Here is a 12,387-nt window from a genome sequence, read left to right as displayed (position 1 = left end):
TCAGCGGCCGGAAACGCCACATGAGCGCGCCAGGGTACGCGGTGGGCTATCCAGTAGGCATGGCACGACCCGAGACCAACCGCCAGCTGGTGCTGCGACACCGACCCGAGGGCCTCCTCTCCGAGGGTGACGTGGAGCTGATCGAGGCTCCGCCGCCGGCGCTCGACGAAGGCGAAGCCCTGATGCGCACGGTGTACCTGTCGATGGACGCCACGGTGCGAACCTGGATGAGCCGTGCCGAGGGCTACCTCCCCCCGGTGGAGCTCGGGGAAGTGGTGCGCTGCAGCGGGATCGGGCAGATCGTCGAGTCCCGCTGCGATGCCTTCGAGGTGGGCGACATCGTCTACTCGATGCCGGGCTGGCAGGAGTACGGCATCTGCCGCGACGACGTGTTCACCACTCGCCTCGAGCCGGGCACCCCGCTGCTGCCCATGATGAGCGTCTTCGGGGCCACCGGGGCGGCGGCGTACTTCGGGCTGCTCGACATCGGGCAACCCAAGGAGGGCGAGACCGTGGTGGTGTCGGCCGCCGCCGGGGCCACGGGGTCGCTCGCGGGCCAGATCGCCAAGATCAAGGGCTGCCGGGTCGTGGGCATCGCTGGGTCGGACGAGAAGTGCGCCTGGGTCGTCGACGAGCTGGGCTTCGACGCGTGCATCAACCACCGCACGCAAGACCTTCCTGACCGGCTGCGCGAAACCTGCCCCGATCGGGTCGACGTGTACTTCGACAACGTCGGCGGAGCGGTCCTCGACGCGGTGCTCGGCGCGCTCAACATGCACGGCCGGGTGGTGCTCTGCGGGGCCATCGCCATCTACAACGAACGGGGTAAGCCGCCCGGGCCGTCGAACTACCTGAACCTGATCTCGCGCCGAGGACGGATGGAAGGCTTCATCACCCTCGACCACTGGGACCGCTTCCCCGAGTGCTTCAACCAGCTGCGGGCATGGGCCGAGGCCGGCCTGCTGCGCTGGCGGGAGCACATCGTGGACGGTCTCGAGCAGGCACCGAACGCGCTCAACATGCTGTTCACGGGCGAGAACATCGGCAAGGTGGTGGTCAAGGTCGGCCCCGAGCCCTGATCGAGGCCCCGACGGGGCGCTGGCGGGTAGCGTCGTCGGCCGATGAGCGGAGACGCCGCCCAACCGCCACCCATACCGCCCGACGACGCGTCGGGGGCGTACCGCGAGCTGCTCGGCCTGCTCGCCGACCTCGAGGCCAGCTTCGACCGGCCGGGGCGGGGGTGGGACGACGAGGTCACTCGCGCCGAGGGCTACGTCCACCTGCTCGACCTGCTGGCCACCGGGCTGGAGTTCTTCCTCCACGGCGACGCCGACCGGCCGGCGTTCATCCGCATGATCACCCCTGTCCGCAAGTTCGGTGGGGACAACACCGACTCGCTCTACCACCTGGCGCTGCTGAACCCGACCCGCAGCTACCGCATCACCGGCCGGCGAGGCGACGAGTGCTACCTGGGTTTCTGCGTGTACGGCGGCCGAGCCGACGGCAGCCCGGCCGAGCGGGTGGTCGAAAACGTTAACCACACCGCCTTCGCACCCGGCCCCGGCGACAGCTTCGAGCTGATCCTGAGCGCCCGTCCCGAGCTGGAGCCGGCGATCGAGCTCGCTCCCGACACGATCTCGGTCATCGCCCGCCAGTACTTCTTCGACCCCGCCACCGAGCGACCGGCGTCGTTCACCATCGAGGTCGTCGACGGCCGTGGCGAACCCGCACCGGTGGCTCCCCCGCCACCGCTGTCGTTCGCCGCCGTCGCTGACCGGCTACGAGCGGTGGCCAACCACGTCCGGGGCTGGACCGGCCTGGCACCCCTCCCCGCACCCGACTCACCGGACGCCTTCAACACCATCTGCGAGCCGCACCAGGCCGCGGGACCGTGGTCCACGCCGGACAACCTCCACGCCTACGGCTTCTACCGGCTGGAACCGGGGCAGGTGCTCGAGCTGCGGGGCCGGTCGCCGGAATCGGTGTGGTGGGGGGTGCAGGTGTGGAACCAGTACATGCAGTCCTACGACGCCCGCTACCACCGGGTCTCGCTCAACGCACGCCAGATCACCCTCGAGCCCGACGGGTCGTGGAGGATCTTCGTGGGGCCCGACGATCCCGGCGAGCCGAACTGGGTGGACACCGCCGGCCACCTCACGGGCTTCGTCTACTTCCGCTGGCAGCTGGCGGACGGCTCACCTTCGCCCATCTCGGCCGCGGTGCGCCGCGTGGGCTGAGCCCCGGTTCACCAGTGGCGGAATGGCTCAGCCGAACTCGACGGTGGCCAGCGCGGCGTTGACCTCCGGCACCAGCACCGATCGCAGCACGTAGCTGCCGATCGCCACGTACAGGCAGAACGCCCGCCCGGCGTGGGTGAAGAACCGCTGGCAGCCCGCCTGCCCGCTGATGGTGCGCTGCATCTGGCGAGGGTCGAAGTCGGACTCCCGCAGCGGCCAGGGGATCCCCGAGTGTCGGAACAGTGCGGTGGACGCTTCGGCGGGGTCGTGCTCGAGCAACGAGATGAAGACCCCGCCCCGACCCATGAGCTCGACCGCCCCCCCGCCGTAGTCGCCGCGCACCGCGGGCAAGGGGAAGTTCGCCAAGTGCAGGATCGGGGTGGGTGTCTCGCCGGGACCCTGCGCCCCGCCGCTCAGCGGGGACCGGTCGCTCCCGCCCCCGGCGAGGGTGAGGGCTGCCTCGGCGTCGCGCCGGTAGATCTCGCCGTCCCAGCCCCGCAGCGTGGTGGCAGCCAGGCCGAATCCTTCGAGTCTCATCTGCTCCGCTCCACCTACTCAGCTCCGCTCCGCCCACTCATCCGGGGTGTTCGTCCTCCGGCGAGGCCAGCTCGGTCACGATCCGGTCCGGGTAGAGGCTGGCGTGCCCCGGGGTGATGCCGGCTCGCAGCAGCTCCTCATCGGCACGGGCTTCTCGGGCCGGGCCGTCGAGCCGACCGCGCCGGCGTGCCGTACCCGGCGGGCCCGACCCCAGGCCCGCATCGCCGGCTGCCTGCCGCAGGAGGTTGGCCACCTGAGCCCAGGTGGCCGCCGCGCCTTCGCCGACGATCCGCCCCTCCGGCCCGTCGACCAGGATGAAGTACGGGCTGATGGGCACGCCGTAGTCGGCGAACGCCTGGCTCGACATCAAGGTGACGTGGCCGGCGGGTGCGAGGTTCGCGACCGCGGCGGGGCTCTCCTCCTCCGGGCCCTTGGTGACGATCACCAGCCGGGTGTCGCGGCCGGGCAGCTCGTCGGCTTCCCCCCCGGCGAAGGCTCGCCAGAAGTCGGCGCAGGTGCCGCACCCGGTGGAGAGGAAGGCCAGCAACGTCGTGTGCGCCGCGCCGACCACTCCCACCGCCTTCGCCCGACCGTCGGGGGTCGTGCCGGCCAGGTCGTGGGCCGGGGTCGAGTCGGGCCGGGGCTCGGCCACCCCATCGCGGGTGCGGATCCGGTCCCGGTCACCCAGCACCACCGGGGACCGCACCCCACCCTCCTCACCGGGGGCTTCGTCGTCGTCGTACACACCGGCACCGAGCTCGTGGAGCCGCCGGAGGATCTCGGCGTGGCTGCGGAGCAGGCCGACCACCAGCACCCCGAGCAGCGCCACCACGACCGCCAGGGCGATCACCAGCGCCACCACGATCAGCTCGACCTCCCGGCGCCGCGGCTCATGGCACCACCACCCGGCGGCAGGCGAGCAGCGGGTTGGTCTCGTGGCCCGCGCTGTTGATCGCGTACACGCACACCTGTCGGCTCCCTGCCGCCGCCGCCACCGAGAGGTCGAAGCCGTGGTTCGGCCCGTACAGGGGATATGCGGCGCCGACATCGGGGCGAGGGCGATCGGCGAGTCCCTGGCCCGCCCAGCGGCCGTCCACGTACACGTGCACGCTGATCGGCCCGGCGACGTCGGGGTCGATCGTCCACCCGGTGACCCGCAACGACCCGACACCAGTCGCGACGCCGTCGAGGGAACCGAAGGGCGCACCGCCGACGAAGACGCTCCGACAGCCGATGAGGGGGTTCGTGGTACCGGCACCGATGTTGATGCCGTACACGCACACCTCCCGCCACCCGGCGGCCACGGGCAGGGTCAGCTCGAATCCCCGCGCCGATCCGTAGCCGGGGTGGGCGGCGGCCACGTCCGGCCGGGGCTGGTTCGCCACGCTCTGCCCGCCCCAGCGCCCATCGACGTAGACGTGCACCGTCACCGGCGAGTCGCTGTCGGGGTCGAGCACCCAGCCCGAGACCTTCACGACCCCCGGGCCGGCGGCCACGCCGTCGAGGGAGCCGAACGGGTTGCCGGACCGAACGTTCACGGTGCGGCAGGCGATGAGCGGGTCGGGACCCGGCCCGATGTTGACCGCGCTGATGCACACCTGGCGCGTCCCTGGTGTGGCCGGCACGGTGCCGGCGAAGCCGTGCTGGGAGCCGTAGGCGGGGTACGCCGCGCCCACGTCAGGTCGATCGAGGTCGGCGTCCAGCGTGGCTGCGAGCTGGCCGTCGACGGTCACCCGCACCTGGGTGGGCGCCACGGTGTCCGGATCGATCACCCAGCCTCCCACCGCGATCCGCCCGGGCCCGGGCGCGACCGAGTCGAGCGACCCGAACGGGACGCCGATCTCCACCGTGCGGCAGGCGATGAGCGGGTTGGTGGTGCCGTCGCCCACGTTGATGGCGTACACGCACACCCGGTGCCGTCCTGGTCCGAAGGGGAAGGTGACGTCGAAGCCGTGCTGGTTTCCGTACCCGGGGTAGGCCGCACCGACGTCGGGGCGGGAGCGGTTGGCGATCGCCTGGGTGACGTACTTGTCGTTGACGTAGACGTGAACCGTGACCGGTCCGGTGGTGTCGGGATCGATTGCCCACCCGGTCAGGCGGATGGTGCCCTCTCCGACCGCGACCCCGTCGAGCGAGCCGAAGGGGTTGGCCATTCGCACCTGGCGGCAACCGAGCAGCGCGTTCTCGGAGCCCGCGCCCTTGTTGATCCCGTACACGCACACGTTGCGCACCCCGCCGCTGGGGGCGGGCACTGTGAGGTCGTAGCCGTGCCCGTTCCCGTAGCCGGGGTACGCCGCGCCCACGTCCGGGCGGGATCGGTCGGCGAGGCCTTGGCCCGCCCAGCGCCCGTCGACGTAGACGTGGACGTCGACGGGCTCCTGGGTGTCGAAGTCGAGCGCCCACCCTTGCACCCGGACCCCACCTGCGACCTCGACCGCCGAGTCGAGCGAACCAACCGTGCGGTGCAGGCAGGGCCGGTCGTGGCCGGCGGTGGCCTGGTCGATGCGCAGGGTCGTGGTGCAGGAGGGCTCGATGGCCCAGGGCGGCACGCAGGTCACCACCCGGCAGACGATCGGGCCCAGGCAGGGCACGTGCTGGTTGCACTGCCCGTAGCGGAACATGGTGCAGCCGGACTTGCGGTTGTTGCAGTCGCCCTGCGCGCAGCCACAGCCCGTGCCCGAGCAGGAGCCCGAGCAGATGCCGTTGGCCCCGCAGCCGCACCCGTTGCACGGCGCGTTGCAGTCCATGTAGTAGCGGGGCCCGTTGCAGAAGGCGGTGCCGTCGGCCTTCCACCAACCACCGAGCAGGGTGCCTGGCGGACAGGTGTTCTGCCCGGTGAGGGTGCAGCAGAACTCGGTGTAGCCGTCGCAGCACAGCGCGCCGCAGTCGCAGTTGGAGCCGTTGCAGTTGCAGATGGCGGCGTACGCCGTGGTGGGCCGCAGCGCGTAGGTGACGGGGTTGACGGCCAAGGCGCTGCCCACCACTGCCGAGCGGGCGAAGAACCCTCGGCGGTCGAAGCGCCGGCCGAGGTAGCGAGCGACGGTGTCGGCGAAGCGGGTGGAGGGTGGCGTCCTGGTGGTCATGGGCGAGAGGGCTGCGAGGTGGTGCTCATCGGGCGGCGGGCGGGCCGATGCGGAACTCCTGCACGGCGGCCCGCGCCGGAACCCGGCGGGCGGACACCAGGGTCGCCGGCAACACCGTGTGGATGGCGACCCCGAGCCAGGTGCCGACGGCCACCAGGGCCAAGAGCGTGACCTGTTGCAGGGGCCCGCCGGCGTCGAGCCCGGCCAACCCCGGGGCGGCGGCGACCGCGGCCCCGGCGGCGACGGCGCCGGCGGTGAGGTCGGCGGTCACGTGGACTCTCGTCGCGGGGGCGGACAGCCGACCGAAACAGCCACACGACGAGGCCTGCCCACCGCGCACCAGCCGCCAGGCGACGGCGGCGAAAACCAGGTAGAGGCCGGCCACGGCGGCTGATGCCACCCGGCCGCCGAGCAGCGCGGCGGCGAGGCCGGTAGCCAGCTCGAGCAGGCCGACGCCGCGAGCGAGCCAGGGGGCAGCGGGCATCCCGAGCGCTCGGAGCATCCCCTGGGTGGCGCCGGGGTCGGCGATCTTCATCGCCCCCCCGACCGCGACGACCCCGGCGACGATGGCGAGGGGGGCGACCAGCTCCGTCACGGGGGTCATGGTAGGCGCCGCGGCGCGCTGACCGGGCCGACGGGGAGCACTAGCCTCCCGCCAGTGACCCGGGCCGTGCTGCTGCTGACCTGCCCGGACCGGCCGGGCATCGTCGCCGACGTGGCCCGCTGGGTGGCCGAGGACGGCGGCAACATCGTCGACGCCGGCCAGTACAGCGACACCGAGCACGGGCTGTTCCTCCAGCGGGTGGAGTTCGAGCACCCCGCGGACGCCACCGCCCTGCGGGCGAGCTTCGAGCCGGTGGCCGAGCGCTGGTCGATGAGCTGGCAGCTCCACGTCCCCGGCCCCGCACGCCTGGCGGTGCTCACCTCCCGCGAGCCGCACTGCCTGTACGACCTGCTGGGGCGCTGTGCCACCGGTGACCTGCCCGCCGAGGTCGTGGCGGTCATCTCGAACCACGATCTCCACGCCCCGATCGCCCGGCGCTTCGACCTCGCCTTCCACCACGTCCCGGTGGCGGACGAAGGCGGGGCGAGCCGGGTAGACCAGGAGCAACGGGTCGTCTCCTTGCTGCGCGAGCTCGAGCCCGACCTGGTGGTGCTGGCCCGCTACATGCGGGTCCTCTCCCCGGCGTTCTGCGAAGCGTTCGGCGAGCGGACGATCAACATCCACCACTCGTTCCTGCCCGCGTTCGCCGGTCCCCGGGCCTACCACCAGGCCTGGGAGCGGGGGGTGAAGCTGATCGGCGCCACTGCGCACTACGTGACCGCCGAGCTCGACGCGGGGCCGATCATCGCCCAGGACGTCACCCGGGTCTCCCACGCCGATGACCCGGCGACCATGGCTCGCCGGGGCCGGGACCTCGAAGCGCTCGTCCTGGCCAGGGCCGTGCGAGCCCATCTGGAGCACCGGGTGATCGCCTACGCCAACCGCACGGTCGTGTTCGAGTAGACGGTCAGGGCCGGCACCCAGGGCGTTTCCAAGATCACCCCTTGCGGTTTCCGCTCCGCTGAGGCAGGTTTGGGGGCGACAGGATCGAGGAGGACCCCGCGATGGGCTCTCACCCCCCGCCCGCTCGGCGGGCCAGCCTTCGATGGCTCCGCAACCGCGACCTGCGGCAGCGCCGTCGCCGGGTGCAGGTCACCGTGGACGGTGGGCGCCTACTCGCCTTCGCCCGCGGGCTGCGCTGGTGGCACCATTTCCTCCGGCCCAGCGAGGCGGTGCTGCACGTCGGGCGGCGCGACCTGGCGGTGTGGGTCAGCCTGGACGACCACCACCCGCCCCACCGTGATCGGCTCCGGCGGTGGCACGTGGTGCTGGTCCTCGAGCCACCAGGTGCCCGCACTCGACGACCGAGCGGCGATCCGGTGATCGACCTGCGGGAGGTGCTCGACCTGCGACCGGAGGGCTGCGAGCCCGCCTCCGACTCTCTCGACCCGGCGCGACCCGATACCGGCGCGAGCGAGCCCGGTGATCGGGCGGGGGACACGGCGAAGAGCACCGAGCGACCCTGAACATCGGATCCTGCAAACATGGCGGGCGGTGCGCCGGCCCGGTCCGCCCGGCGCACCAGGGGGAAGCACTGATGCACGCACGCACCACCAGCCGGCTCATGGCCCTCCTCGCCGGATTGGCGCTGCTCCTCGCGGGGTGCACCAACGACGGTGAGCGCTCCGGCCCCGCCGGCAGCACCGATGACCGCCCGGAGCGGCGGGGCTACGAGGCCACCATCCGCCGCACTACCGACGGCGTCGCGCACATAACCGCCGGCGACCTGGGGAGCCTGGCGTTCGGGCAGGGCTACGCCAGTGCCGAGGACCACTCCTGTGACCTGGCGGATCAGGTCCTCAAGATCCGCGGTGAGCGATCGAAGTGGTTCGGGCCCGGCGAGAACGACCGCAACCTGACGTCGGATTTCGGGTGGCTCGCGCTGGGCATCGACGCCCGTGCCCGGCAGGAGTGGCCCGACAAGAGCGACGGGGTGCACGAGCTGTTCGAGGGGTTCGCCGCCGGCTGGAACGCGTACCTCGAGGACGCCGGTGTCGACGGCATCGACGGGTGGTGCGCCGGGCAGCCCTGGGTGGCCCCGATCAGCGCCGTGGACGCGTACGCGTACGCTCGATCCGTCGCCCTGCAGGCCAGCGGTGCCCGGCTGATCGAGTTCATCGCCGGGGCCCAGCCGCCCGCCGTGACCGCTGGTGGGCCCTCCGGCGACGCGAGCGCACCCCCCGGCGAGGGAGCAGCCACCGCCTCGCACCGCGGGCGGGCACCGACCGACCTGGCCGTGCTCGGCGCGGCCCCCTCCGCCAGCAATGCGTGGGCGATCGGCTCCGAGCGGAGCGCCGACGGCGGCGGCCTGCTGCTCGCCAACCCGCACTTCCCCTGGGAGGGGGAACTGCGGTTCTGGGAGGTGCACCTCACCATCCCCGGCGAGCTGGACCTCTACGGCGCGCAGCTCGCGGGGCTACCAGGCGTCGGCATCGGCTTCACCGAGAACTTCGCCTGGTCGCATACGGTCTCGGCGGGCAACCGCTTCACCGCCTACACGGTCGACCTGGTGCCGGGGAAGCCCACCAGCTACCTCTACGACGGCGAGGAGCGACCCATGACCTCGCGAGCGATCACGGTCCAGGTGCGCCAGCCCGACGGCACCATGGGCAGCGAGACCCGCACCTTGTGGTCCACCCACTACGGCCCCGTGCTCGACTTCCCCGGGGTCGGCTGGACCGAGAGCACCACGATCACCTACCGGGACGCGAACATCGACAACGACGAGTTCGTCGACCAGTACCTGGCCATGAACCGAGCCGCCGACCTCGACGAGTTCATCGCCGCACACCAGACCCACACCGGCGTGCCTCTTTTCAACACCATCGCTGTCAGCGCGGACGGCCGGGCCTGGTACGCGGACACCTCGGCCACCCCGGCACTCTCCACCGAGGCGATCGCGGCCTACGAGGAGGCCAAACGCACCGACCCCATGGTGGCGATCGCCGCCCAGAACCGGGCAGTGCTGCTCGACGGGTCGGACTCGCGGTTCGAATGGCTCGACCTACCCGGCGCGCGAGATCCCGGCCTCGTGCCCTACGCCGCCATGCCCAAAGTCGAGCGACGCGACCACGTCTTCAACGCCAACGACAGCTACTGGCTGGCGAACGCGACCGAGACCCTCGAAGGCGACTACTCACCCCTGCACGGCCCACCTCGCACCGCGCGCTCGCCGCGCACCCGTGAGAACGCGGTGGTCCTGCGCGACACCAGCGCATCGGGCCCGGCCGGCGCGGACGGTCGGTTCGACCTCGACGAGCTCGCAGCGGCGTCGCTGGCCAACCGGGGCTACACCTCACGGGTGCTCAAGGACGGTGTGGTGCAGCGGTGTCGTGGCGCGGCCACCGTTGCCGTCCCCCCGCTGACCGACGGAGGCACCGAGGTGCTGCCTGCCGCGACGGTCGACCTGCGCGACGCCTGCGAGGTGCTCGACCGCTGGGACGGGCGCTACGAGCTGGACCGGGTCGGTGCCGCGCTGTGGCGAGAGTTCATCGGGCGCTTCGAGCCGGCACAGCTGCTCGGCGATACGCCGGGACTGTGGGCCGAGCCCTTCGATCCGGCCCGCCCGGTCGACACTCCCGCCGGGTTGGCCCCCACCACCGACGCCTCCCCTGACCCGGTGCTCGTGAACCTCGCCCGGGCCGTGCAGATCTTCCAGGCTGCGGGCCATCCCCTGACCGCGAGCCTGGGGGAGCTGCAGGCCGCAGACCGCGCCGGCGTACGGGTCCCGATCCACGGCGGCGACAACGCCGACGGGGTGACCAACGTCGTCGGTTACGGTGCCGGCTCCTCCACGATGGAGCCCACTCCCGGGCGGGGACCGACCGTCGCCCCCCGCTCGGCATTGACGGCTGACGGGTACCTGATCAACAACGGCACCAGCTTTCTCCTGGCCGTCCACTTCGGCCCCGATGGGCCCGAGGCGAAGGTGTTCCTGACCTACGGGCAGACCCAGGACCGGACCTCGCCGCTCTTCGTGGGGGCGACCGAGCGCTTCTCGGCCAAGGATTGGCGGACCGTCGTGTTCAAGAACGAGGACGTGGCGTCCGACAGGAACCTCCAGGAGAAGACCGTGCGCCGCTGAAGCACAGATCCCCGGCTCCACGCTGGCGCCGTCCTAGGGTTTCTGCACGCACGCGGTCTGCTGCGGCCGGCTCCCGAGGAGCGCCCGGTGGACCGGCACGCAAGGGGGTGCGCGATGAGCAAACGACGGAACAAGCGCTCACCGGGGGGTGCCGGTGGGCGCGACGGATCCCGCGCCGAGCGCCGGGTCCGCGACGAGCAAGCCGTCTCCCGGGTGCGCCTGGGCGACGAGAGCGCCTGGCGGGGGCTGGTGGAGAACTGGCTCGACTTCGCGTTCGATCGGGTCACTCGGCGTGGGGTCAACGCCCGGGACGCGGCCGGGGTGCTGATCAACGCCTTCGGGCAGGTGCGCGACCAGCTCGACGACGGAGCCGACACCAGCTTCGCGGCCCGGGTGGCGCAGGCCACCTCCGGGACGGGCAACAGCACGATCGGTGCCATCACCCCCACACCCCCCTCGGATCCCAAACGGGCCGCGGGGCGGATCACCCGGGGGACGGACGCCACCGCGCTGGCCAGCGACCCCGACGTCGCCGCGCTGCTGTGGGAGACCGCGGCGGTGCTGGGCGCGCCGACCGCGGAGGTCCTCGACCTCCACTGGCGAGGAGGTCTCGACGCCACCGAGATCGCGGCCGCCACGGGCGCGGACGTCGGTGCGGTGGAGGACCGGCTGGCCAAGCTGCCCACCGGATACGCCGCCGCGCTGCGCACCCGGCTGCTGTGGCTCGGGGGAACTCCCGCCCACGACCAGCTCGCCGAAGAGCTGCGGGCCGAGGGCGCGACCAGCTTCGATCCCACCGCCAGCCGACTCATCCACCGCCACATCCGCGCCTGCGCGACCTGCCGCGGCCGATCGCTGGTGGCCCTGCCCGCGGTGGAGCTGTTCGGCACCATCCCCCTCTCCCCCGCTCCTGGTGACGTGCGTGAGCAGGTGCTCGGTGCCGTCACGGCTCCGGCCCCGCCGGCCACGACGACCGGTGAGGACGCCTCGCCGGCCACGGAGGCCCTCACCGGTGCGCCCCTCGCCGGTGCGGCCCTCGCCGGCGAGACGCTCGAGATCCCCGGCGCGGCGGCCGAGACCTCGCAGGATGCAGCATCAGAGACCCCCCGAGAGCCGGAACCTCCCGCGACCACCGAGCTCGAGCCCTCGATGACCTCGGAGCCCGCCCTCGCCGCGACCGCGGCAGCCGCGCCGGACGGGGGCGCGGGTGCGGGTGGCGCATCCCGCGACGGTTCCTCCGGTCCGGTCCACACGCCGGTGGCCAGCCGCCGGGCCGGGACCCTGGAGTCGGGCAGAACGAAGCGGTGGGTGGGCATCGGCATCGCGGCGGCGATCCTGCTGGTGGCGGTGATCGCCCTCGCCAGCCGGTCAGGTGATCAGGACACCAGTCTCGACACGGCCGCAGTGGCGGAGGACTCGACGACCACCACGAAGCGCTCGACGACGACCTTCGTCACCTCCTCCACCGTGCCGATCACCACCACCACGGCGCCGACGGCGGAGACCACCACCACGACCCTGCCTACCACGACCACCGCCGGAGGTGGGTTCTTCCCACCACCACCGCCGCCCGAGACGACCACCACCACGGTCATGCGGGTAAGCATCGCCAGCTTGAACCTCAATCCGAAGAAGGTCGCGAGCGGTGAGTGCGCCACCCTCACCTGGGAGGTGAGCGCGACGGGTCCGGTGACCGTGAGCGTCTCGGGTCCCGGGGTGTCCTCGAGCCTGCTCGGCGGGTCCGCCCAAGCCTGTAGCGCCGGTGTCTACAGCCTGACCGTCACCGGGAACGGCGTGGTCCTCGCCAGTCGCACCCAGGAGCTCACGGTCAAACCCTGACCA

Annotated in this window: 10 protein-coding genes; 6 read left to right on the top strand and 4 right to left on the bottom strand. The window is 72.3% G+C overall.

Annotated elements, in window-relative coordinates:
• Window positions 1-59 precede the first annotated feature (59 nt).
• Together HZF19_RS00535 and HZF19_RS00530 are read left to right on the top strand one after the other, a co-directional pair.
• On the top strand, window positions 60-1,079 hold the full coding sequence (locus HZF19_RS00535; RefSeq protein WP_208026768.1) for an NADP-dependent oxidoreductase: 1,020 nt from the start codon (window positions 60-62) through the stop codon (window positions 1,077-1,079).
• 42 nt (window positions 1,080-1,121) lie between these two features.
• Window positions 1,122-2,237 carry a DUF1214 domain-containing protein gene (locus HZF19_RS00530; protein WP_208026767.1) on the top strand — a complete coding sequence of 372 codons (1,116 nt, stop codon included), beginning with the start codon at window positions 1,122-1,124 and terminating at the stop codon, window positions 2,235-2,237.
• A 27-nt stretch (window positions 2,238-2,264) separates the two neighbouring features.
• Here HZF19_RS00530 and HZF19_RS00525 read toward each other — a convergent pair whose 3' ends face one another.
• Genes HZF19_RS00525 through HZF19_RS00510 form a run of 4 tightly spaced genes read right to left on the bottom strand, consistent with a single transcriptional unit; the run spans window position 2,265 to window position 6,452 of the window.
• Window positions 2,265-2,774, bottom strand: coding sequence for a hypothetical protein (locus HZF19_RS00525; protein WP_208026766.1), 510 nt, complete (start codon window positions 2,772-2,774; stop codon window positions 2,265-2,267).
• A gap of 37 nt (window positions 2,775-2,811) precedes the next feature.
• Window positions 2,812-3,633, bottom strand: coding sequence for a hypothetical protein (locus tag HZF19_RS00520; protein WP_208026765.1), 822 nt, complete (start codon window positions 3,631-3,633; stop codon window positions 2,812-2,814).
• A gap of 31 nt (window positions 3,634-3,664) precedes the next feature.
• Window positions 3,665-5,857 carry a hypothetical protein gene (locus tag HZF19_RS00515; RefSeq protein WP_208026764.1) on the bottom strand — a complete coding sequence of 731 codons (2,193 nt, stop codon included), beginning with the start codon at window positions 5,855-5,857 and terminating at the stop codon, window positions 3,665-3,667.
• 25 nt (window positions 5,858-5,882) lie between these two features.
• The gene (locus HZF19_RS00510) at window positions 5,883-6,452 is read right to left on the bottom strand and encodes a MauE/DoxX family redox-associated membrane protein (protein WP_208026763.1); all 570 of its coding nucleotides are present in this window, start codon (window positions 6,450-6,452) and stop codon (window positions 5,883-5,885) included.
• Window positions 6,453-6,515: 63 nt separating this feature from the next.
• On the opposite strand from HZF19_RS00510, the gene purU reads away from it, so the two are divergent.
• From purU to HZF19_RS00490, 4 genes are all read left to right on the top strand, one after another.
• Complete coding sequence (gene purU, locus HZF19_RS00505) at window positions 6,516-7,364, top strand: formyltetrahydrofolate deformylase (RefSeq protein ID WP_208026762.1); 849 nt, start codon at window positions 6,516-6,518, stop codon at window positions 7,362-7,364.
• A 101-nt stretch (window positions 7,365-7,465) separates the two neighbouring features.
• Window positions 7,466-7,927 (top strand): hypothetical protein, encoded by a 462-nt coding sequence (locus tag HZF19_RS00500; protein WP_208026761.1) that lies wholly within the window; start codon window positions 7,466-7,468, stop codon window positions 7,925-7,927.
• Between the two features lie 71 nt (window positions 7,928-7,998).
• Window positions 7,999-10,545 (top strand): penicillin acylase family protein, encoded by a 2,547-nt coding sequence (locus tag HZF19_RS00495; RefSeq protein ID WP_208026760.1) that lies wholly within the window; start codon window positions 7,999-8,001, stop codon window positions 10,543-10,545.
• 114 nt (window positions 10,546-10,659) lie between these two features.
• The gene (locus tag HZF19_RS00490) at window positions 10,660-12,384 is read left to right on the top strand and encodes a hypothetical protein (protein ID WP_208026759.1); all 1,725 of its coding nucleotides are present in this window, start codon (window positions 10,660-10,662) and stop codon (window positions 12,382-12,384) included.
• The last annotated feature ends 3 nt before the right edge of the window (window positions 12,385-12,387 follow it).

It is taken from the genome of Rhabdothermincola sediminis, assembly GCF_014805525.1.
In the GTDB taxonomy this organism is placed as follows: Bacteria; Actinomycetota; Acidimicrobiia; order Acidimicrobiales; family Acidimicrobilacustridaceae; genus Rhabdothermincola; species Rhabdothermincola sediminis.
The sequence above is the reverse complement of the archived record's forward strand: the minus strand, read 5'-3'. Positions and strand labels throughout refer to the sequence as shown.